This window comes from Planctomycetaceae bacterium (assembly GCA_041398825.1).
Classification (GTDB): domain Bacteria; phylum Planctomycetota; class Planctomycetia; order Planctomycetales; family Planctomycetaceae; genus F1-80-MAGs062.
The window spans coordinates 199,525-222,370 of the sequence record JAWKTX010000001.1; the positions used below are offsets into that span (position 1 = coordinate 199,525).

Annotated in this window: 17 protein-coding genes; 7 read left to right on the top strand and 10 right to left on the bottom strand. The window is 53.9% G+C overall.

Annotation, left to right across the window (positions count from 1 at the left end; all coding sequences use genetic code 11):
* The first annotated feature begins 265 nt into the window (after positions 1-265).
* The gene (locus tag R3C20_00720; GenBank protein ID MEZ6038995.1) at positions 266-853 is read left to right on the top strand and encodes a hypothetical protein; all 588 of its coding nucleotides are present in this window, start codon (positions 266-268) and stop codon (positions 851-853) included.
* Positions 854-1,298: 445 nt separating this feature from the next.
* On the opposite strand, the gene R3C20_00725 is transcribed toward R3C20_00720, so the two are convergent.
* From R3C20_00725 to R3C20_00740, 4 genes are all read right to left on the bottom strand, one after another.
* Positions 1,299-2,390 (bottom strand): Gfo/Idh/MocA family oxidoreductase, encoded by a 1,092-nt coding sequence (locus tag R3C20_00725; GenBank protein ID MEZ6038996.1) that lies wholly within the window; start codon positions 2,388-2,390, stop codon positions 1,299-1,301.
* Positions 2,391-2,393: 3 nt separating this feature from the next.
* On the bottom strand, positions 2,394-4,619 hold the full coding sequence (locus R3C20_00730) for a prolyl oligopeptidase family serine peptidase (GenBank protein MEZ6038997.1): 2,226 nt from the start codon (positions 4,617-4,619) through the stop codon (positions 2,394-2,396).
* 82 nt (positions 4,620-4,701) lie between these two features.
* Complete coding sequence (tyrS, locus tag R3C20_00735) at positions 4,702-5,928, bottom strand: tyrosine--tRNA ligase (protein MEZ6038998.1); 1,227 nt, start codon at positions 5,926-5,928, stop codon at positions 4,702-4,704.
* Positions 5,929-5,994: 66 nt separating this feature from the next.
* Positions 5,995-7,299, bottom strand: a complete 1,305-nt coding sequence (locus R3C20_00740) for a CPBP family intramembrane glutamic endopeptidase (protein MEZ6038999.1) — start codon at positions 7,297-7,299, stop codon at positions 5,995-5,997.
* A 248-nt stretch (positions 7,300-7,547) separates the two neighbouring features.
* Between R3C20_00740 and trpC the strand changes: the two genes are divergently transcribed.
* From trpC to R3C20_00760, 4 genes are all read left to right on the top strand, one after another.
* The gene (trpC, locus tag R3C20_00745; protein ID MEZ6039000.1) at positions 7,548-8,327 is read left to right on the top strand and encodes an indole-3-glycerol phosphate synthase TrpC; all 780 of its coding nucleotides are present in this window, start codon (positions 7,548-7,550) and stop codon (positions 8,325-8,327) included.
* Positions 8,328-8,360: 33 nt separating this feature from the next.
* Positions 8,361-8,957, top strand: a complete 597-nt coding sequence (locus tag R3C20_00750; GenBank protein MEZ6039001.1) for a phosphoesterase — start codon at positions 8,361-8,363, stop codon at positions 8,955-8,957.
* 37 nt (positions 8,958-8,994) lie between these two features.
* Complete coding sequence (locus R3C20_00755) at positions 8,995-9,663, top strand: hypothetical protein (GenBank protein MEZ6039002.1); 669 nt, start codon at positions 8,995-8,997, stop codon at positions 9,661-9,663.
* Positions 9,664-9,794: 131 nt separating this feature from the next.
* Positions 9,795-10,682, top strand: coding sequence for an NAD(P)H-hydrate dehydratase (locus R3C20_00760; protein MEZ6039003.1), 888 nt, complete (start codon positions 9,795-9,797; stop codon positions 10,680-10,682).
* A 5-nt stretch (positions 10,683-10,687) separates the two neighbouring features.
* Here the strand turns inward: R3C20_00760 and R3C20_00765 are convergent, their stop codons facing one another.
* Genes R3C20_00765 through R3C20_00775 form a run of 3 tightly spaced genes read right to left on the bottom strand, consistent with a single transcriptional unit; the run spans position 10,688 to position 15,493 of the window.
* Positions 10,688-11,719, bottom strand: coding sequence for a hypothetical protein (locus R3C20_00765; GenBank protein MEZ6039004.1), 1,032 nt, complete (start codon positions 11,717-11,719; stop codon positions 10,688-10,690).
* Positions 11,716-13,020 carry a DUF1501 domain-containing protein gene (locus R3C20_00770; GenBank protein ID MEZ6039005.1) on the bottom strand — a complete coding sequence of 435 codons (1,305 nt, stop codon included), beginning with the start codon at positions 13,018-13,020 and terminating at the stop codon, positions 11,716-11,718. Before R3C20_00770 ends, R3C20_00765 begins: the two co-directional genes overlap by 4 nt.
* Before the next feature lie 46 nt (positions 13,021-13,066).
* On the bottom strand, positions 13,067-15,493 hold the full coding sequence (locus R3C20_00775) for a DUF1549 domain-containing protein (GenBank protein ID MEZ6039006.1): 2,427 nt from the start codon (positions 15,491-15,493) through the stop codon (positions 13,067-13,069).
* A 474-nt stretch (positions 15,494-15,967) separates the two neighbouring features.
* Here R3C20_00775 and R3C20_00780 point away from each other — a divergent pair, with 474 nt between their 5' ends.
* Complete coding sequence (locus tag R3C20_00780; protein MEZ6039007.1) at positions 15,968-16,558, top strand: carboxypeptidase regulatory-like domain-containing protein; 591 nt, start codon at positions 15,968-15,970, stop codon at positions 16,556-16,558.
* Positions 16,559-16,667: 109 nt separating this feature from the next.
* Here the strand turns inward: R3C20_00780 and R3C20_00785 are convergent, their stop codons facing one another.
* The 3 genes from R3C20_00785 to R3C20_00795 all read right to left on the bottom strand — a co-directional run bounded on the left by R3C20_00785 (position 16,668) and on the right by R3C20_00795 (position 20,622).
* Positions 16,668-17,534, bottom strand: a complete 867-nt coding sequence (locus R3C20_00785) for a sugar transferase (protein ID MEZ6039008.1) — start codon at positions 17,532-17,534, stop codon at positions 16,668-16,670.
* A 244-nt stretch (positions 17,535-17,778) separates the two neighbouring features.
* On the bottom strand, positions 17,779-19,077 hold the full coding sequence (gene hemL / locus R3C20_00790; GenBank protein MEZ6039009.1) for a glutamate-1-semialdehyde 2,1-aminomutase: 1,299 nt from the start codon (positions 19,075-19,077) through the stop codon (positions 17,779-17,781).
* Positions 19,078-19,269: 192 nt separating this feature from the next.
* Positions 19,270-20,622 carry a hypothetical protein gene (locus tag R3C20_00795; GenBank protein MEZ6039010.1) on the bottom strand — a complete coding sequence of 451 codons (1,353 nt, stop codon included), beginning with the start codon at positions 20,620-20,622 and terminating at the stop codon, positions 19,270-19,272.
* Positions 20,623-21,176: 554 nt separating this feature from the next.
* Here R3C20_00795 and R3C20_00800 point away from each other — a divergent pair.
* Positions 21,177-22,577 carry a Gfo/Idh/MocA family oxidoreductase gene (locus tag R3C20_00800; protein MEZ6039011.1) on the top strand — a complete coding sequence of 467 codons (1,401 nt, stop codon included), beginning with the start codon at positions 21,177-21,179 and terminating at the stop codon, positions 22,575-22,577.
* Positions 22,578-22,846: the final 269 nt, after the last annotated feature.

The following is a 22,846-nucleotide window of genomic DNA, read 5'->3' on the forward strand; positions in this document are numbered from 1 at the left end:
AAATGAGGAACGGAGATTCTGCCTGTTCACCTTCGCGAATGGATGTGCCTTTGCCGCAGAGGAAGCAATCGTCAGGTTGTCGGGCAGAATTTTGTGTAAGCCCGGCAGTCAGGAATCTGCTTCGAGTTCTGATGCATGCAGGAAACGAGTGCACAAGTGTCTTAGGTCGCTATAAGACATCCGGGAGTCCTGTTTCCGTTGCTATTAGTCGTAAATATTCACTTGTATTCACCGGTCCATCAAAGTTCTTTCAGGGGGCTCACCTATGTCGACATTCCATCATAAGATTCTTGGAGACTTCACGTTCGATGAAAATGACGAAGACCCTCGCTGGGTTGCTCAGTGTGAATTTCCGGCGTTTGCCGCGTTCAAGTATTCCTCAAACGGCCGTGTCAGCCGAAGGAGAAAGATCCCCGTTGCCGTCTATGGCGAGATGGTCCCGCCGAAGGATGCAATCAGTGTGCTGATGACCATCCGGAAGTCGCAGAAGAAACTGGTTGAGGGAATCTGCAGGGCCTTTTTTCGAGACCTCCATCAGCAAGGCTACGAGGATCTGTCAGCTTTGGAAGAAGATTATGGAATGTGGTGGAGTCGAGACCCCGTCGCGGTGGCATTGAGCTGCCGGGAAGTACTGCTCAAGCGTCTAAAGAGGGATCGAATCTGGCAACCGGAAGATCTGTTCGCCGTCTTGTACGAACCGAGCATCGAAATCTATCCGGACTCAGACGAATCCGGTGAGGACTGCCCGAGAACACTGATTGATTTTGGAGCCGAATTCGAACAAGAACATGGCGTCAGTGTTTTGACTGATGGCAAATCCGTCCTCAATCTCGGCTACTCCGGTGAGGCATAAATGAAGGGAGGTGATGATCCACCGTTATCTTCAAACGATCGTTCAGGATAGGGAGTGTATTGCTACTCCTCGCCGTTTACGAACTCGCCGAATATCGAAGGCAGCCAGTCCAATCAAGGCTGTTGGAAACATGGCTGGATACGGCACTGCGGCTGCACCACTGTGAAAAAAGGCCGAAATTCGGCATATGTTTTGGCCAGGTTCGATTCATTGAAGATCGGCGTCAGCTGGATCGTGCGTCCCGGGTCGGCAAGAATCTGTCTCACCGAACCGTCTTCGCAGATTCGCATGAGAAACTTGAATCTGAGAGACGGGAACGTCGTCGGCGATTGCCCGGTTCAATTGCCTGAGGCAGGATTCAGGTTGCCTGAGGCAGGATTCAGGTTGCCTGAGGCAGGATTCAGATAGGATTGGTGCTCGATCAGTTCACTATCTTCCGGAAAACTCAGTCCAGCATGCCAGATGCTTTCAGGACGGTTCGTTGTACTGCCAGATCGTGGCTGTAGGAAAAGTCGCAGGCCTTCTCTTCCCGAACGATCGCCGCCATGTCTGCCGCGTCGCCAACATAACGAGCGTACTTTGGCAGTGTGACATCCTGATATCCGCGTTTCCAGGGATCATGGACCTCTGCAAGTGCCATACGAACGGTTGGGTTGTCCAGCGGCTGGATATGGAAAGTCCCCCTGGTGCCACAGACCGTCAGGTGGCGTCTTTGACCGCCATCGATTTCGATCGCAGACGAGCGGACCGTCGCTGAGGCGCGGGGATAGTCAAATAAGGCAATGACATTGTCGGCCAGTCCGTCAACTGCGGTTGTTGATCGTTTTACGTTTGACGTGACAGATGATGGTTCACCCAGAATGCCTACCACCAGATCGGTGATGTGACATCCCAGTTCGAACATAATGCCACCACTGAATTCGGCCAAAGCTTTGCGGCTGGCAGCTGGTACTACCTTGCTCATCACAGTGTGAACTTCAAATATCTCACCAAGCCATCCATTCCTGAGCAAATCACGCAGCAGTAAGACTGCTGGGTTGTATCGATACATATAACCCATCTGAACTATCAGATTGCGGGCTTCGGCTCGCTTTAACAGCGACTCATATTGCTGCAGACTGGAGCCAGCGGGTTTGTCCAGATGAATATGCTTTCCCGCGTCGATGCATACGTCCGCGGTGTCGAGCAGATTGCGGACTTCTGTCTCGACCAGCACAACCTGCAGGTCGGGCTGATTCAGAAGTTGCTCCTGGGTCATCCAGGTCAGGTCCTGATAAGGTGACTGATTCTGCGCGGCTTTTCGCCGCTCCTCGTTTGGTTCGACGATGCCAACGACTTCGTAATCCGGTGACGAACGATATACGGACAGCTTGTTTGCATGCGCGTGCCCCACACCAATTTGCCCGACCCGAATGCGTGGCTTTGGCTTCGATCTCGAATCATCGGAAGCGAAGGCATTCGGGACAACTGATCCAGATACTGCTGCCGCGCTGCCAGCGGCCAGCAGATTGAGCATTTGTCGGCGGGATTGAGTCATCGTTTAGTGAACTCCTGCTTCGGCTGTTGCGGGGGCAAGTTGAGTCAGGTTCTTTTCTTCCAGCTGGGCATAACAATCCGGCAGGTCAAACTGTTCCAGTACATTTGGCAGAAGTGCTGACAGTGGCCAGCGATAGTCTCTGGATTGAGCGATTTCAGAATAGGAGGTCAACGCGTGTTTCAAAGTGACCTGCGTGACCTGGTCCGACAACACCGATGCAAACGTTCCGCAGAGCGCGCCCCAGCCTTTGGCGACCAGATGTACTTTTGTGTGACCATTTGATTTCAGCCATTGCAGCGCACGAAGGACATCAAATGTCTTTTGTCCAAGGTATGGGCGATCAAGCATCAGGCTGTGAATTGCGTAAAAGTAATCGTTGCCATAGGCGCTGTGGAATGAATTCGGATCGCAGGTGTCGGGCATCGATTCTCCAATTCCCCGGACGTCACATGCAAAAAACGGAATGTCAGGCTGGGCCGCCATCACGTCGCGAATCAGCGGTTCTTCGCGAAGTTCGGAATCGCTCGACAGGTGAGCGATGTAGAGAATTGCTGTATCACCCGCCACCGGAACTCGAGAATACCATCGCTCACTCGTCAGCCGGTAGCAAATTGTCTGGATGCCCGGTTCACTTTCCACAGTGTAGGCCACCGCCGCAGGCATCGGATAGCCGCGTGAATTCAAGTGTCGCCAGATTCGATAGTCGGGCGGTGTTGCTGGAAGCACCGGCAGCCTCAGCACATCTGTAATGGCCGCCTTCAATGCATCGCCACGAAGGGTGCTTCGCTTTGCAGCCAGCTCAATCGATTTGTCGCGAGTGAATTCCCAGATTGAGCGTGTCCCTTCGAGTGCTGCTACCTGCCCTTTCGGTGTGCACGTCAATGTCTCGTCTGTCTCGATCTGAAGTTCAGGTTCGGCCACAAAAGGGATGGTGGCATCCGATGTCAGGACACCGACCGGGGCTCCATCAACGGCAGAATCTGATTGTTTGTCCGCTGACCGCGAAAACCAACTGTACATGGCTTCGCGATTCTCCTGCGAATAGCCATGTCCGGTTGGTCCGACAAACAGAGCGACCTGATCCGGGTGCCCAAGAAGTCCGTACAGCTTCCGAAGGCGACGGTAAGCTTCTTCAGAACCTCGTGCGTCGAAATAGTCGCGCTCTTTCGCCAGAATGATGACAGGCTTTGGTGCGAGCGCTGCCAGGAAATCGGAATGATCAAGTCCAAGAGCAATGGCTTTCGGCGGACACTGTTCCGTATCGGCGGGAAGCTCGTTTTCCATGTTGCGACGGAATGTTGTGACAAAACAACTGGGGGCCGACATTGCCCATCGTTGTTCAACACCCGTTAGCCACGTGGTCATCGTGCCCCCACCAGAATTACCTGTAATTCCGATGCGATTGGGGTCAATTTCCGGACGTTCCAGCAGGTAATCGAGCGCGCGGATGCCATCCCATGCCCTCCACGTGCCGAGGAACTCTCCGACCAGAAACTGTTGATTGCCACCGTAAAGATGTTCCTGAACACCGGCCCCCTTTGTCGACTTCAGCGCGTCATTCACATACTGAAGCCGCTCTCCCTGCCCGATTGGATCGTAAATCAGGCAGGCGAATCCAAGTCTGGCCAGGCCCTGTGCGAACTGCTGATAAGCTTCGGCGGCCTTTCCATTATTTGAATGTCCGCAGGTTCCAACGACACCCGGCAGCTTTCCGTCACGATTGACGGGCAGGTAGAGGTTCGCCGTGACGGGGAAGCCGGGGCGACTCTCGAAAATGATGTTTTCAATGCGGTAGCCGTCTCTTTTAACGATTCCAGTAACCCGTGAATCCAACGGTGTTCGCTCAGGAAACGGACCAAACGATTGCTGGATCTTTTCTCGGACCATCTCGACATATTGCTCAGCCTCCTGTCGGGTTGACAATGAGGCAATTCGGTCGGAGTTCTTCTGATCTGCTTCTCGCACCAGACGCACGAAGTACTCATGAACCATGCGCGGAAATCGGTTCAGCGGCGCGACATTCTGCACGGAAGGCCCGGCATTTGATTCGGTCGCAAAAGTGCGGTTAGCCTGCAGGGGCGAAAGGGCATAAGAAAACGCCGTCCCCGCAGCGGCATGCGAAAAGGCTTGCAGTGCATGGCGTCGGGAGAGAGCTTTCGCTGTCTTCAGCTGAGCTGACCGAATCGATGAATGATTTTCAGAGGGCTGATCGTTGATGTTGTTCGTCATCTTGCTCTCCCTTCGTGTAGAACGCCGCAAATTGAAATCAGGCTATCGAAGTGGTGTGCGAGTCTGCCTGTGATACTTCTGCTTACGCCAGTTTCACTCGGCAGAATTTCTTCTTGCCGGCCCATACCAAAAGTCCGTCTTCGACCGTGATGGCCTGGTCGATCGATTCGATGACGGCTTTTTCAGGGCCGAGTTTTGCGCCGCCCTGGGCAATGAGTCTTCTGGCCTCACCTCCCGAGCTGCACAATGACAATGCGGTTAGCAGTTTGAATGCCGGCAAACTGCCATCCTGAAGCTCAGCAGGATCCAGCGTGGCTTCCGGGATATCGGCAGGAAGTCCGCCGCCTCCAATTTCGTTTTGCCATCGGTCAGCCGCTTCGTTGGCCTGCGCGGAGTCGTAATACTGTGCGATCACAGTTTTGGCCAGGTTCACCTTGGCTGTCTTCAGGTGACCGGCGAGCAGTTGTTCGACCTCGTCCATTGGGATTTCGGTCAGCAATTCGAAATACATGCGAAGGACATCATCCGGGATCTGCATGAACTTTTTCATCATTTCATACGGTGGCTCGCTGATCCCGATATAGTTGCCGAGACTCTTGCCCATTCGCCGGACACCGTCCAGTCCTACAAGAATTGGTGACATCATTCCAATTTGCTGATTCAGTCCCTCCTGAGACTGCAGATCCCGAGCCAGCATGAAGCTGTAAAGTTGTTCTGTGCCGCCGAGTTCTACGTCCGATTTGATTTCGACGCTGTCCCACGCCTGCATCACAGGATACAGACATTCGTGCATGTAGATGGGGCGTTCTTCACGGTACCGTTTTGCAAAATCATCGCGTGTCAGCAACTGTGCGACCGTGACGCGGCCGCAAAGGTTGAGCACCTGTGCAAATGACATCCGGCCGAACCAGTCACCGTTGCGATGCACTTCTGCTCGACTCATGTCGACAACTTTGCCCACCTGGGCCAGGTAATCTCGCGCGTTTGCTTCGACCTCGTCTTCGGTCAGTCTCCTGCTGCGGGCTTCGTCCCGACCGCTGGGATCTCCGACCATGGCAGTGTAATTGCCGATGATGATGACCGCCTGATGCCCCAGATCCTGAAACTGACGGATCTTGCGCAGGGGAACAGTGTGTCCCAGGTGAACATCAATTCCGGTGGGATCGATTCCGTACTTGACGCGCAGTGGAGTTCCGGTATCGCGACTGTGCTGAAGTTTCCTGGCCAGCTCGTCAGACGGAACGATTTTTTCAACGCCTCGAGTCAGGATTTGTAGTTGTTCTTCAACCGGTAGAAATGCAGTTGTCATGATCAGATGGATGGCCGTTCGGGTGTTGGACAGACAAAAGATGAATCGTTACGCCAGGGGTGTGCATCACGGCAGATTCGGCAACGCGAGCCCGGCAATCACCATGTTAAATGTGTTGAACAGGAAATGTACAAGGATGACAGTGATGTAGTTTTTTCGGCGAAGGTAGGTGTAGCCAAGAGCGAAAGCCAGCGGCAAAAGGGCAATCGAATCCGGGAAATTGTGTGCAAAGCAGAAGACCAGAGACGACACGAAAAGTCCACCGCCAGCGTAACCCAGCTGTGCGAAACCACCGAGGATGATGACACGATACATCATCTCTTCCAGCAATGGCGCCACGACAACGGCCATGATTGCGATCATTGCCAGAACGGGAACCGCGATTCCGTCGTCCATCATTTCAAGGAATGGATGCGAGTCTGGCTGTTCACCCGTCACGCTGACAACGATGGCCACAATGAGAATACGCAGGATGGTTGTCGGTAAGAATGCTGCCAGAAACACTTCAGCCGCATAGCGTAGTTCGGTCAACAGGGAAAAATGCTCCTCTTCCACAGGTTCCGAAGTCGCAAGTGTGGCGAGGTCACCGGGATCGCCCTCGAGGGAAGCACCGTTGATGGTCTCAGTGTCCGGATCCGGGCCGGGCACCGAGGATGGCTCATCTACGGATGTTGCAACCATGGATGCTGCTGTTGGCCGCCAGGCACCGGAAGTTGATTCCACCGGCACCGGGGCATCAAGATCTCCCCAGGCGTCAACTGAGATGGGCCTGGGCAGGTGAGCAGAATCAATGGAGCCCTGGACGTTCTTTTCAGGCAGCCAGACACGTCCTCGTTGACTTGCCACAAATAAGCTTCCCGCCAGAACGAGTCCGAGAACCAGATCGAATAACAGCATTGCCTGCATATTGGCCATCACGTTGTGCGCGTTCAAATTCGGAGCTGCACCCTGCCCGGTATCGTCGCCCGCGCCTTCAACCTGATCCACAGTAAGCTGAGCTTCTTCGGAGTCGGATGGGTTCTTATCTGTGTCGGCGCTGTTTTCCGCCGTATTCGAATTTGCCGCAGCAGCAACAGGCGGGGAAGGAGGAAACGCAACGACAATTGCCAGAAGGAATCCCAGGATCAGAGTGAATGCCAACAGGGACACCGGGGACCTCAGCATTGGTCGTCGCGCGGCTGGCAGAAGAAAGCCAAACCTCTGCCAGCGGATGAACCAGACGACAATCATCGCCGCACTGCCGGCAGCGGCCAGCAACATCAGTGCGCCTGTCGCGATTAGAGTTGGCGTGACTTCCGGATCGACGACCTGCCCCAGAATCAGAAGCGGGGAACAATCGGAGAAAGTTTTCAGGATGACGGTTCCGATCATGGTTTGCCTGCGGATCGCAGCTGGAAAATAAGTGTCATGAATGACTGGAATGAATGGTGCGGAATGGCAAAGGTTAACACGGTGGCACGTTTCACGTCACGCTTGGCACTGTCCGGATTGTTCCCAAAGTAAATTCTCAGTCAAAAAAGAACTGTCGACATTCTCCGGAACCAGGGCTGTGATGCTTGATCATCATTCGGTTAGCAATACTATCCGTCACTCGGAATTCAGGCGGTGGAGCTTCAGCGTTGTCGACTATTCTTGACGAAATCATTGAGCACAAGCGCAGGGAGGTTGCTGTCGCTCGGGCAGGGAAGCCCTTTTCAGAACTGCAGGCTCAGCTGGCTGATGCTCCTCCGGTTCGCGGATTTCACGCCGCGCTTTCATCAGCCAGAGCTCCGGGCCTGATTGCTGAGGTCAAGAAAGCCTCGCCGTCGGCAGGAATTATTCGGCAGGATTTCGATCCGGTTACCATTGCTCGGACCTACGAAGCAGCGGGTGCCGCATGCCTGAGTGTTCTGACGGACGAACGCTTCTTCCAGGGGCATCTTGACTACCTGAGGGCAATTCGTGAGGCGGTCCGGATCCCGGTCATGCGAAAGGAGTTCGTGATCGACCGGTATCAGGTGGCGGAAGCACGAGTCGCCGGCGCGGACTGCGTGTTGCTGATCGCTGAGTGTCTGAATGATCAGGAACTGGCGGATCTGTACGGCTATATTCGCGATCTGGGTATGGATGCACTGATTGAACTCTATGACTTCGAGAACACGGACCGCGTTCTTGCAACCGGTACCAGCCTCGTCGGAATCAACAATCGCGATCTGCGAACGTTTCATACCTCGCTGGATCACACGTTCCAGTTGAAGAAGGCGATTCCCGCTGAGATATTGCTGGTCAGCGAAAGCGGAATTCGAACAAATGATGATATTGCCCGCCTGCGTGCTGCCAACGTGGGTGCAGTTCTGGTGGGCGAGACCTTAATGCGACAACACGACATTGCGCAAGCCGTCCGTGATCTGATGGGCTAAGCGCTTTCTGCTCCTGAATCGGAAAACTCTGGTATGAATGCCCCTGTTGAACACGTGCTGGTCATTCCCACGGCTGTCTTTCATGAGGTTGGCCATTTCAATGGATTTTGCAGTGATACGGATCGCTACCTGAAAGTTATTCTCGACCCGGCTCATGCCAGCTATCGACCGCGGCCCGAAATGGAGCAGGATCCTTCATTTAAGCAGCTCATTCCGTACTGTATTTTTCGCTGCAATGGTCAGGTTTTCTACTACCAGCGTGGTACAGCACAGGGGGAAGCCAGGTTGCACGCCAAACGCTCGATTGGTGTTGGCGGCCATGTGTCGACCCTGGATCTGAACAAGGATGCGATTCCGTACATCGAAGGAATGCGTCGCGAGATTGAGGAGGAAGTTGATCTGGAAACAGGTTGGGTTGAAACGTGTGCAGGGCTGATTAACGACGATGAATCAGAAGTGGGCAAAGTTCATCTGGGAATTGTTCATGTTTTCGACCTCGACATTCCCAAAGTTTCACCCCGTGAACAGTCGATGATAAACGCAGGGTTCGCAACTCCGTCGGAATTGGTCCATGAATTCGACCAATTTGAGACCTGGTCACAGATTTGTCTCAAGTTCCTGACGGAATAAGGCAAAGGATTGCCTGTTCGATTCAAGGGAGTGAATGATGAAAAAGTTGAGCGCAGTGTTGCTGCCGGCATTGATGTTATTCAGCCAGGCACCAGATGTTTCTGCTCAGGAAACACCAGCCGCTGCCACTCGGGCTCCTGCAGCGGGCCAGTTGTCAGAATCTGATCTCGGAAACCTGCTGGCAGCGATCGGCCTGCAGCCTACAAAGACCGAGCAGCGTTATGACTTTGCCTTCAAGACAAGCTATCGTGGCGAAGAGTGGAAGTTTTCGATGTCGGCGGTCCTGAGCCGCGACGGCGAATCACTCTGGGTAATGGCATGGCTGGATCAGGTTCCGTCAACAGCCAGCGAAGTGCCTCGTACCGCCCTGCTCCGGCTGCTGGCGGCAAATGACCGTCTGGGTGGTGGCAAGTTCTTTGCCTACATCCCGACGAACAAACGCTTCGTTTTGCAGCGCGTTGTGAAAAATGAAGACATGAGCAGCAAACGCATGATGGAGATCCTTCAGGATCTGGCATCGAGTGTCGCTGATGAGTACCCAACGTGGGCCGTTGCAAACTGGGTGCCACGTGCCGATCAGGAAGTTGCCGACAAGGACGCTGGCGAACGATCCGCGCCAACGAATCCAACGGCCGCAAGCCGGTCGGGGCTTCCAACACGAACATCAGAGTCCGCCGGCAAGTTCGACGGCACCCGAGTTCAGTAGATGGAATGAGGCGTCATCTGCCTCGTTCGACATGAAATCTGATCCCGTGAGAAGGGCCTGACCGAGCAGCAGACGGTCAGGCCCTTATTCATTGCGCCGGGAGCATTCTGAGGGAATTGCAAGGTGTCGTGATGACGGAAATTCGAAAGGTTGACCGCCCTGCCCTGCCGCAGAGGGATCCGAATGGCCACAAGGGAACTTTCGGTCGAACGCTGATTATTGGTGGTTCCGTTGGGTTCAGTGGTGCCGTTTGTCTGGCGTCCACTGCAGCCCTTCGAAGTGGTTCTGGTCTTGTCACCACGGCCATACCGCAAAGCATTCAGTCTACCGTCGCAGGGTACGAGCCTTCGTTCATGACCGTGGGGCTTCCCGTGAATCGGCGAGGGCTGCTTCAGTCGTCAGCCTCTGCCATCGTCCCGAGCCTGATAAAAGGGAAGGATTCGGTTGGGATTGGGCCTGGCCTGGGGACCTCCCCGGCAGCCGCATCTGTACTGAGAGCCGTGTTTGAATCCGCTCTCTGTCCCGTCGTCGTTGATGCCGATGGCTTGAATCTTCTGGCGAGAAATCGTTTGTTATTCATGCGACAGAAGTCTCCCGTCGTCCTGACGCCGCATCCAGGTGAATTCGCTCGACTCACTGGTCACAGCATCGAGCAGATTCAGGCAAATCGCGAAGTGCTGGCTGCCCGGTTCGCCAATGAGTCAGGAGCAGTAGTTGTGCTGAAAGGTCCGGGGACCGTTGTGACAGACGGTCGAACGCTGTTCAGGAATACCAGCGGAAACTCCGGTATGGCGACAGGCGGAAGCGGCGATGTGTTGACGGGTGTCATCGTCTCGCTCCTGGGTCAGGGCTTGTCGCCTTTCAATGCGGCAGCTGTTGGAGTGTACGCCCATGGATTAGCCGGCGATCTGGCCGCCGCCGCATTGGGCCCACAGGGAATGATTGCCTCAGACTTGCTTCGGTTCCTGCCTCCTGCATGGAGAGAAATCGATGGTTCGCAATCGTCAACCTGCAGGTGACGGGGTCAGCTGAGTTTGTATGTTCGGAGGTGCATATCTGAGTGAGCAACGGCGACCTGCGACTTGTCAGGTGAAAGGCTCATGCCGCGGCCATCGCTCTTCAGCTTCATCTGAAAGAACTCATGCTTCGCTCCATTCTTCCAGAACAGCAACCAGCCACCTCCACCCCCGCCGGACAGTCCAATCCAGAATTCAGAAGGGTGCCAGTCGATTCCCCAGGCGCATCCGCGATGCTTGGCTTTTGTCTCAAACTGTTCCGAGACCTTCTTTTCACCGACGTTCATCAGAACAACGGCCACCTCGCCAATCCCGGCGAAAGCATTCGAGACGTTTGTGATACCCCCCAAAGCCAGTTGCTGCCCGCCAGGATGAAAGGCGATGCATCGCGCGCCGCCAATGTCTGCCCGGAATGTCTTGTCGTACTTATAAAGAGCTTCTGCGACCGGAAGTTCACACACCAGCTGGCCGGTGGACGAGTTCCAGAGTCGGACGCGGGCTTTCAAATCACAACTTGCAATCGAGCTTCCGTCGGGAGTGAACGACGCATTGTAAACGTGGCAATCGTGACCGATGAGTTCATGCATCAATACCCCATTTTTCGCATCCCAGATGCGAATGGCATTGTCGTTGCCACAGCTCGCGATCATTGTCCCCTCAGGATGAACAGCGATTGCTCTGATCCATCCTTTGTGAGCGTCAACGACACGTACAGGCTTCGGGGCAGAATCGGTGGAATTCCACCATACGAGCTTTCCATCGTACCCACCCGTGAAACATTGATTTCCGTCAGGGGAGCTCGCCATTGCGCGAACCCAGCTTTCGTGGGCCTGAAATGCTGTGGTCTGGCCCGTCGCGACTTCGAATCGATGAACGTCGTTATCCTCTGCCCCGAAGAAGATATATCTGGCATCACTGCTCCAGTGGCACGCCGTCAGTGGACGTTCGTGTTTGTATTCCTTCGCTAATTGCGTTTTCTTTGGATCGATCATTGCTGAGTGTGCTGGCGATGTTTCAACGGACTGCCGTGTGTTTGTCATGCCAGAAGCTCCTCAATCGGGCCTTTCGACGGGTCGGCGATCGGATAGGTGCGTCCTCCGATTTCAAATTCTCCGGCGGATTGAACGCCAACTGCCTGCAGGATCGTATGGAAAAGGTGGCCATGATCGACCTGTCGTTCAACAACTGCGGTTCCGTTTTCATTGGTCATCCCAATAACTCCGCCTGGCTGAATTCCAGTACCACCAAGCACGACACTCCACGCTGTTCCCCAGTGGTCCCGGCCGTAGCGAGTGTTGATCTTTGGCGTTCTTCCGAATTCGGACATCACACAAATGAGAGTGTCCTGCAGAAGTCCACGCTCAGCCAGATCTGAAATCAGCGTGGCAAACGGCAGATCGAATTCGCCAAGCTGTTCAATATGGAAATCGAAGTTCTCATAGTGGGTGTCATAGTTTGAATGATTGATCTGAACGAATGGTACACCGTGCTCCAGCAATCTGCGTGCAAGGAGGCAGTGTTCGCCAAATTCACTGGTTCCGTATCGCTGCTGGTCTGCCGCAGGTTCTCTGCTTGCATCGAAGACATCACGTTGTGCCAGCAAACTTTGAGCCTGGTCGTAGGAAAACGTGTAGGCGTCGGTATCTGCCGTTCGGCGTCGAGCTGCGAAGCGATCGCTGAATCTGGCGCGAAGTTCGTTCCTGCGTTGATCGGCTTCTGCAGTTAGTCCGGATGGCCGTTCTGTATATTGCGGCGGCTTACCGTCATTCATCACGACACTTTCGAACTTTGGTCCGAGATAGGCCGCCTTGCCCGAACTGCTTCCTGCTCCTCGGATGAGTATATGGCCGGGCAGTGTGAAGTCTTCGGGTGTCAGTAATCTTGCAGCCACCGCACCCAGGTGTGGATAGTTGCTGCCCGGAATCTGCTTGTGGCCGGTGGTCATCTCTGCCTGCCCGCGCCCGTGGTCGTTATTCTTTGTATTCAGACTTCGAATGATCGACAGGTGGTGCATCTGCTGCGCTGTGTGTGGCAGGAGTTCGGAAATGTGGATCCCCGGTACAGAAGTTGAAATTGCGCGGAACGGACCACCTGTGTTTGTGTTTGGTTTTGGGTCCCACGACTCTAACTGGCTGACACCGCCATGCAGAAATACGTTCAGCACCCGTTTATGACGCGACTTCAGTTGCTCTGCCAGCACAGGTGTGTCGGACATGAGACCGGCGAGTCCTGTTGCTGCAGAGACGCCACCGAATGACAATCCGGCTGCAGTGATTCTTTGCAGAAACGCACGACGACCGTGGACATGGTCGAAAGAGTCACATGCGTATGGGCATTTCATGGCTTGATCCTCACTGCTTCAGGAGTTGGATTGCATTCCGGCAGGCCTAGTGATTGAAACGAAATTCAGTGCTGGAAAGCATGGCCCAGATGATTTCATTCAGCATTTTACCCCGCTGATCCGGGTGCTCGGCTAAAATGGATTTGATTTCGAGCCTCTCTTCGGAGGTCGGGTGTCTGCTGAATACAGAAAGGTACAATTCTTCCGCGATGTCATCGTCGTCGGACATTGTTGCAAGGCGTCCGGTCAGGTTGTCAGAGGTTGGCTTCAGCCATTCGTTGATAATGGAGCTGTTCCCGAAGAACAAAGCCTGACCTGCTGTGGCCTGAAAGTCTTCTCCCGGCAATCCTCCGTAGTAAGTGACGAACTGTCGACTTGTTGGACGAAGGCGATTAATCACACCAGTGTTGATTGCCGTCAGAATGATGCGATTTCTTTCTGGTTCCGGAACATCATCTTTAATTGTGGGTGGCGTCTTCTTGACAGCCGCCTCAACAGCCTGTGTCTCACTCTGAAGTTTGCCGGTGGATTGCATCATGCTGACGGCAAGTTGTTCAGGAGTCAGGGCTTTCAGCCCGGCAATTTGCCGATTGTTTGTCAGTTGTTCAGTGATGACCAACCATCGGGCTAATGCCTCATCCGGAGTTGTTGATTCTTCCGTCGTGTAATTCAGAATGGCCTGGCAAATCGAGATCGCATTGTGAATTTGCCGGATTCGGAATTGGTGTTCCTGAAGAGATGCCATGGCTTCGACTGATTGCTGTTCCTGATGGTTCAGCGTATCGGGCCCGATCCTGGTCTGCTTTCTGGCCTGATAAGCCGCATCGGCTTCGTTCAGTTTTTCTTGTGTGGCTGCGACCACATCTGTTGCTTCGGTCATCTTCAGGTTTGCTGACTGGACCAGAAGGTCGCAGTCTTTCAGTTGCCTGCTGAGAGTTGCCTGTGCTTTCTCAAGCGTCTGTTGTGCCTGTTGAGCAGTGGTGCTGCTGGTGTCGGCGAAGAGTGTCGCATCGTCACCGAGTTCAAGCATCGACTTCGCTGTCTGAAGTGCCTTCTGCTGCATGGAAAGCAATTTATGGTTTGCCTTCGCACTCTCCAGCGTTGATTGATCTGTTGCGAGCTGCTTTCGAATGGCCACGATTGGCTTTTCCAGCTCCTCCAGCCCCGCATCAATTTCCTCGTTGGCGGCAATAGATGCTTTCAGTGCACCATTTACGTCTGCCAGCGTGGCCTTCAATGACGGCAAATCCGATTCCATCTGAGCGATTTGCCGTTTCAGGCTTTCGACCCTTGCGGCAATGTCAGAAGGGTTGATCGTATCTGGATTCGGGGCGACGACAGAACGTTGATAACATCGAGTCCGGGCAATGCTGCGCAACAAACTTCGTGCATCAAAGTTGCTTGCCTTCAGTTCAGCGGCAAGCAGAGTGAGTAGATCCGGATGGCTTGGTGGATTTTCAGAATGGTGGTGATCAAGTGGATGCACCAGCCCCCGCCCCATCATCATCGCCCACAAGCGATTGGCAATATTCCTCTGAAACATACGATTGTCAGACAGAAGGCTGGCCAGCTTTTCGCGACGGCTGTACCTGGGAATCCCCGGGACATTCTTTTGCGGCGCGACCTCAAACTCTTTGCCCTTCTCAAACTCAGGCTCCTGCCAAACTGTCGCTCCCATAGGAAGTCGTGGCGGAAACCGATCGGAGCCCTCGCCAGTGAAGACAGATTTGAAGCTCGTCAAACCATCGGGTTTTTCGCTAAGCCTGACCTTCTTTGTTTTTGAGTCAGTGAATTGTGCCGTACGCTGGACGAACGCATAGATCCCGTAGTAGTCGTCCTGATAATAGTCGCTGACCAGCGGATGATCGTGGCATTGGGCGCATTGCAGATCCATTCCGAACGCCATCCGGCCAACCTCGCGTGTGACAGCGTTGGGTTCCGCATCACGGTTGAGAATGAATTTTGCTGCGACCGCCTCATCTCCGGAGTCTGGCGGAGAAAGCAATTCCCGGAACATCTGGTCGAGCGGTTTGTTTGCACTGATTGATTGGATCAGAAACTTTTCCCAATCGGTTTCCGGGACGTATTTGTCCGACCGCCGTTCCAGAAGCGTGAGGTCCCAATGCTGAGCGAAGTGGCGAATGAATTCACTGCTGTTCAGCAGTTTGTCAATGAGCTGCTCTCGCTTGTTGGTGTGGGTGTCGGTCAGAAACCGGGTCAGAGCTTCCTTCGGCGGTACGGTACCCGCCAGATCGAGCCAGATCCGTCGGGCAAATTCTTCGTCTGTGCAGACAGGAGAGAGAGGTCCAACGGCTGCCGCGCGGATGTGCGAATCAATTTGGTGAGCGAACGATCTGGTCCGCGTATCATCGGCGACCAATTGTGGTACGGCAAGACTGATAAACAGGTAGATCCAGCCACAGCAGATCTTCAGTTTGTTTGCTGATGGCGGCATCCAGGGAGATCGCAACATATCGCGCTCCTTGGTTATGGTGGGATGGCTTGAATCCGTCTCTTGAGGAGGCTGAATTCGGGGGGATTCGTCGACCGGGTTGGATATTGTAGAAGGATAGTTTAGGAAGTGGCCAAAAGACATCAATACCTGCGTGAGTTTTGGCACAGAGAGAGCGGGCTGCCCGTGTTTCTGTGGGCTGCCATGATTTCTCTCCACGTCCATGACCAATGAAAACAGGTCGGCAAAAGTTGATGTTTTCCGGCAAGCAGAACCTGAAAACGCGGGGATCCAGGGTATTCGAGATCGTGTTACCGGGACTTTGACGGCACTAACGATTTTCCCAGTTGTTTCAAAAATCTGGAGAAAACCGGAAAACCGATTGTAGCAGTCCAGCAACCGTTGACGATCAAACGGATATCAATGGTCTTAATGCAATTCGCCGATTCTGGTGATTGCCTTCCGCAGATACGAAAAAGGTCCGAAACGATGCGAATGCACACACTTCTGACCAAGGCTGCCAGCGTTGCTGTGTGCTTTGGAATCCTGCTGTCCAGTTCTGCTACAGCGGTTGCCGGCACGAAGTCGGTCATGCGAGATGTTCAGTTGACACCGAATGGTACGCTGCACGGCCAGGTTTACTCTTCTGACGGCAAACCTGTCAGCAACGCCGCTGTTGAACTTCAGTTTCAGGGCAAATCTGTGGCTCGCGCTGCAACTTCTGCAAATGGTCATTTCGCCATTGAAGGTGTTCGTGGCGGTGTCCATCAGGTGAACGTTGGCAATCTTGCCACACCGGTTCGACTCTGGAAAGACGGTACCGCTCCTGCTGGTGCTTTGACGGGTCTGGTTGTTGCTGGTGATGAAAATATTGTCCGTGGTCAGCAGTATGACGAATACGGCAATCCCATCGTGGGAACGACTGGTGGTTTTGGCTTGATTGACGTTGTCACCCTGGCAATGGTTGGTACGTCAGTTGCCGGTCTGGTGATCGCCATCGACAACAACAGCAAGATTGATTCAACAGAAGCTGAAATCCAGCGACTGCGAGCACAGTTGGGATCAACACCAACCGTCTCCCCATAGTCCAGACGAACGACGGATTTGCAAACCAGAAAAGCCCGGCTGGAAACAGTCCGGGCTTTTCTCGTTTATCTGTCAACGCTGCTTGTTCACTGCTGGTGAAGCGACCGCTTTACAGAGCACCTTCGCCGGTGATGACAACTCGAAATGTTCGAAGCAGAATACGGATGTCGTTGGTGATACAGCAATTCTGCAGGTACAGGAGATCGTACGCGACCTTCTTGCGGAAGCCATCCAGTTCGTTGTCATAGCCATTGACAACCTGAGCCAGTCCGGTGAGGCCGGGTTTCAATCCGAGCCGATCCACATAATTGGGGATCTCACTGGAGAGATGCTGCATGAATTCCGGGCGCTCCGGCCTCGGTCCAACGAGTGACATTTCGCCTTTGATTACGTTCCACAGTTGCGGAAGTTCGTCAATTCTTGTTCGACGCATGAATCGGCCGATTGCCGTGACTCGAACATCCCCCTGTTTCGCAAACTGGGCACCACCCTTCTCTGCGTCATTTCGCATGGTTCGAAATTTATAGATCGTGAAGGGCTGACCAAAGTTGCTTCTTTCCCGCCGATCTCGACCAGACTGCCGGCGATCATTCAGTTCGACGATATCTCTGTTTCCCTGACGGCGATCGCTGGATTTCTTCTTGCGCAGATTGAGTCCAACGCGTGTCTGCTTGTAGATAACCGGACCGGGGGACGTCAGTTTCACAAGCAAAGCCGAAACAATCATGAGCGGGCTGCAGACCAGCAGCAGCAGCGATGCAGCGGCAATGTCAAAGAGTCGTTTTGAAACGCGAAGCAAAACAGGCAGGCATTCGAGGTTTTCCCGCGGTTCCTGCAGGTCCAGCTTTTTCAGCCATTCTGTTCTGGGCTGAACTTCCGCGTAAGCTGCGACAAGGTCGGACAGCCCCCTGGACGGACTTCCCGATGGACTTGCTGTCTTTGCTTCGGGGGCATCAAGAACGCTGGAAATGTTCATGTCGGATCATTAACGAAATGCATGCGAATGATGAATTCAGGGTGATCGTTCCCCTGTATGGACAATCCAAATTAGCTTTACATTTCGCCGTCGATCTCTGAATTCTGAATGCGACGGCTGGAAAAACCAGGGCTCACCGCGTCTGCGCTGAAAGGTTGAAGTCGGGCAACATGGGCGTTGCCAAAAGTCAACATTCGGGAGTTAGTTTGTTCCGGAATCTGTGATTCGAACGGTATTTCGATTGTTAGTCATTCAGATGCTGAAACGAGTCTCGAGCTGCCTCGACCGTTTGACGGATATGCTCGGCAGTATGCGAAGCACCCACAAACATAGCCTCATACTGGCTGCAGGGCAGGTAAACGCCTCGGTTCAGCATATGATGGAACCACTTCCCAAACGTTTTCGTGCACGATCGGGTTGCCGATTGAAAATCCACAACCGGCTGATCATTGAAGAATACGGTCAGCATGCTGCCAACTCTGTTAATCTGAATCGCCTGTCCCGCATCGGCCGCGGCAAGCCGAAATCCAGCTTCCAGCTCCGATGCTCGGTCGTCCAGCATGGGGTACGGGTTCTGATCGCGGACGAGCTTCAGCATCGCAATTCCAGCGGCCATCGCAACCGGATTACCCGACAGTGTGCCTGCCTGATAGACGCTCCCGACCGGCGAGACCGCATCCATGATGTCTGACCGACCGCCGTAGGCCCCGACGGGTAGCCCTGCCCCGAGGATTTTTCCCAACGTCGTCAGATCAGGATTGATGCCATAGATTTTCTGGGCACCACCACTGGAAACTCGGAACCCTGTCATCACTTCGTCGAAAATCAGCACCGTTCCGTTGGCCGTGCACAATTCACGGAGAGATTTCAGGAAGTCCTGTGAGGGCACAACACATCCCATGTTGCCGCAGACAACTTCCAGGATCACCCCCGCAAGTTGAGTCCCTTTTTGTTCGAAGGCTGCCTTCAAAGCATCAACATCATTGAATGGAAGAACCAGCGTGTCTGCAGTGCATCCCTGTGGCACGCCGGGACTTGAGGGAGTGCCGAGCGTGAGAGCCCCGCTGCCGGCCTGAACCAACAGACTGTCCACGTGACCGTGGTAACACCCTGCGAACTTGGCAATGACGTTGCGGCCGGTGAATCCGCGTGCGACGCGAATGGCGGACATTGTCGCCTCCGTGCCGGAGTTCACCATGCGCACTTTTTCAATGGAAGGCACAAGTTCAATGACGAGTTCAGCCAGTTCACTCTCGGCAACCGTGGGCGCCCCGAAACTCGTGCCGGTGGTCAACGCATTCCGGATAGCTTCGACGATGGCTGGATGACCATGTCCGAACAAATGAGGGCCCCATGATCCCACGTAATCGATGAATTGATTACCGTCGATGTCGAACAGGTAAGGCCCTTCACCCCGCTTGATGAACGGAGGCGTACCACCAACGGCACCAAACGCTCGAGCCGGACTGTTGACGCCGCCGGGAATGACTTTATTCGCGCGGGCGAACTGGGATTCACTCAAAGTACGAACAGATGTATCCATCATAGTCTTTCAGCCGTGCCGGTATTTCAGGCGTGGTTGTATTTCAGCCGCTGTGGTATTGCGTGACCAGTATTTAAATTGACCTGATACGGGCGCAGGCGGTGTTTTGCTTGCCCGAGTTGGGAGAAAAGCCCGGCGTTCGTTCATAAACGTCGGGCTTTTGCCAGACCTGGCCCATGAGTGGGGTTCGGGCTATTCTGTGATCTTCAGCGATGGGTTCGCTTCGGCAAGAGCGTCGATGATATCGAAGCCAACGCCGGTGTTGGCGACATTGAGTGATTCAAGATTTTTAAGCCCACTGAGTGAGTTAATGGCTTCGTCACCAATTTGTGTTCCCGCGATGTTGAGGCTCTTCAGCTGAGCGAACTTCAGAAGTACCGGGCCGGACGCGGGAGTAATTCGAGTTGCTTCGAGGTTGAGTTCCGTCAGGTTGGTCAGACCACTGCAGGCTGCCAGTGCGTCGTCATCCGTTTTGGTTTCCCACAATGCCAGGACAGTCAGCTTCTGGAGCTTGCCAATCAGGGCGATTCCGTCCGCGGAGACAAGTCGACATTCGCTGATATCGAGGTAATTGACATTGGGTAGTGCTGTAATGACTTTCATTCCGTCGTCATCGAGTGATGTTCCTCGAAGTTCAAGTCGTTCCAGTTTGGTAAGGCCGGACACATGGGCAAAGCCTTCGCCAGTGACATCTGTGTCGCGGATTCTGAGCCTTTTCAGGTTCTTCAGGTTGGCAACGTGGACCATTCCGGCATCGGAAATCTTCGAGCTGTCAAGCTGAATCGATTCGAGTGTTGTCATGCTGCCGATTGCTTCCATGCAGCCATCTGTTGCCGCTGTGGTGTTCAGATTCAACGATTTCAGGGCAAGGCTCGACAGCTTCCTGATTCCCTCGTCAGTGACAACCGTTCTTTCCAGCTGGACATCAACCAGGGATTTCAAACCCACAAGATGATCGATTCCTTCGTCCGTAACATTGCTATTACGCAGATCAATCGCTCGCAGTTTTCCGAGTGACTTCAGGTGAGCAAGTCCGTCGTTGGTGAATCCGGTTCGCCGAAGCGCAAGAGCCTGGAGATTTTCCATCGCTCCAACGGCCTTCAGCGTCTCATCACCAATCGCAGAATCGGTCAGGTCGAGTCGCTTTACGTTCTTCAGAGTGGCCAGAACATCCATGCCCTTGTCAGTGATACCGGGGCCCGAGAAAAGCACATTCTCCACATTCGGGATACCAGCGAGGTGAGAGATTGCCTCAGAGACATCAGAGTCACTTGCCCCGGAGATCTCGCGTACGATGCCGTTGGCATCTTTCTTCAGGTTGAACCTGGCTTCTTCGAGTGCTTTGACTGCTGCCGGATCATCAGGCTTGACCTCAATTTTCTGAGTTGCGTCAGAACCGGTCTCCGCGGTTGGCTGGCAACCATTGGCTGAGAACAGCAGGATCAAGCAATAGATGACGCGGGGAACGGAAAGGGGAATTGATTTGAAGAACGGCATATTGCGGACAACTCCTGGAGTGACAGAGATCATTTTATGAGGCTGCATTCGGGGTGAGGTTTCTGATGCAGGTGAATCTGAGAAATTGTTCCAGTGTCTTTCGGCTGGTGCGGCACGGTGCCATGGCGAGAAGGCGCAGGGATACATTCGTTCCGCTTTTGCCACCTGCAATGTTCAGACGTTTTTCAACGGTCTGACCTGTCTCACTCAAACCAAACAGGGATGTGAGAACCGTAGAATCTAAGATCGCTGGAGGTAGATCGCAACGACCGAGCGTGGCGGGCATGATGATTCCGATGAATTGGCCACTGCTGACGATGACTGAGAATGGTTTGCGATACCGGGGCTCTGTATAGCGCGGAAACGGTCAGATGTGTGGTGCGAGATGCCGAGAGTAGTTGCCGGAGCGGTGTTGTTGCAACGCGTCCGAAACGTCGGATTTTAGCGGATTTGTTGCTGTTTCTGATCTCGTCGTTACCATGGCAGTATTGTTTCGGGACTGTCCCCCTGTTTTTCGCAGTTTACGGCGGCGCAATTGTTTCAATTCGCCAATTGCTGCACATCTCTCCTTCCTTCGTCTCCCCTGATTTTGAGGTCTACGTATGACAAACAAAACGAATCGTCGCGAATTCATTGGCCAGACAGCAGCACTGAGCACTGCGTTCTGGGTGGGTGGTCAGCCGTTTTCGAAGGCAAACACATCGCCACTACAATCCCTGAGCGCGGCCTGCGTGGGCGTGGGTGGAAAAGGTGGCAGCGATACAAGCCACATCGGTGAACATGGCGTCAATATCGTTGGTCTGTGTGATGTGGACGAGGGGACGCTGAACAAGAAGGGCCGCGAATTCCCGGACGCCGAGAAGTTTACTGACTTCCGTGAGATGCTGGAGAAAGTCGGAGACAAAATCGACATTGTGACGGTCAGCACACCTGACCATACGCATGCGGCCGCTGCTGTGCGTGCGATGCGAATGAAGAAACACGTTTACTGCCAGAAGCCTTTGACCTGGTCAATCCGGGAAGCTCGGTTGATGCGGGAAACGGCCGCAGAAATGGGCGTCATCACTCAGATGGGCAATCAGGGTACATCTGAAAACGGGCTTCGTGAAGCTGTCGAAGTCATTCGCTCCGGAGCGATCGGTGACGTCACCGAGGTGCATCTGTGGACCAACCGTCCTGTGTGGCCACAGGGCATTGGCCGCCCTGCCGGCGAAGATCCAATTCCTCAGGGACTGAACTGGGATGCCTGGATCGGCCCTGCTCAAATGCGTCCGTACAAAGAAGGGATTTATCACTCCTTCAAGTGGCGCGGCTGGGTCGACTTCGGCACCGGAGCACTTGGAGATATGGCGTGCCATACATCAAATATGCCTGTGATGGCACTCGAGTTGTGGGACCCGATTGCAGTAACTGCAGTCAAGAATCCGGGTCTCTTCGAAGGCGAGACGTTCCCCGGCAGCTCGTCACTGATGTTCGAATTCCCGGAACGCAATGGACTGAAGCCCTGCAAATTCTTCTGGTACGACGGAGGAAACCTGCCGTCAGAAGAATTGACCAACAGGTTGCCCGAGTCATTCCAGAAGCGGCTCGCTGCTCAGCGAGGTGGTGGCAACAAGACGAGCGGTGCCCTTTTGGTAGGTTCGAAAGGGATGCTGTTTTCTCCGGACGATTACGGCGCTCGCTATTTTCTACTGCCTGAAGGTGACTTCGCCGACTACAAGAAGCCTGAGCAGACCCTGCCACGAATTCCGTTTGAAGGCGGCACGGATCAGCGACAGAAATGGGAATTCGTCGCCACGTGCAAGGGCGAATATGAGCCAGGGACCATGTCCAACTTTGGCTATGCTGGTCGACTGACTGAGACGATTCTGGTTGGCAATCTTGCCATTCGTGCTCAGGAAGGTCAGCGAATTGAATGGGATGCCAAGAACATGGTGAGCCCGAACGTGCCGGAATTGAACCAGTACGTCCAGCGCGAGTATCGCGAAGGATGGGCTCTGTAATATCCGGAGATAATACCGGAGACGTCTCGAGTTCCGATCTGCGATGTAGCGGCGGAATTCAAAAACCTGCAGGAGCTGCCGAACGCAACACGCGTTCGGCAGCTCTTTTATTTGTCTGTGAAGAAGACCGGTTCTGAGAGAAGTTTGAGGTGCTGAAGACGTTCCAAAGAGCCTGAAAGCAGGCAAAGTCTACTCGAGCGGCGAAATCCGCAGCTTCGTCATGTTCGTAAAGTTCGTCACAACCCTCACATTTTAACTCAACCTCACCG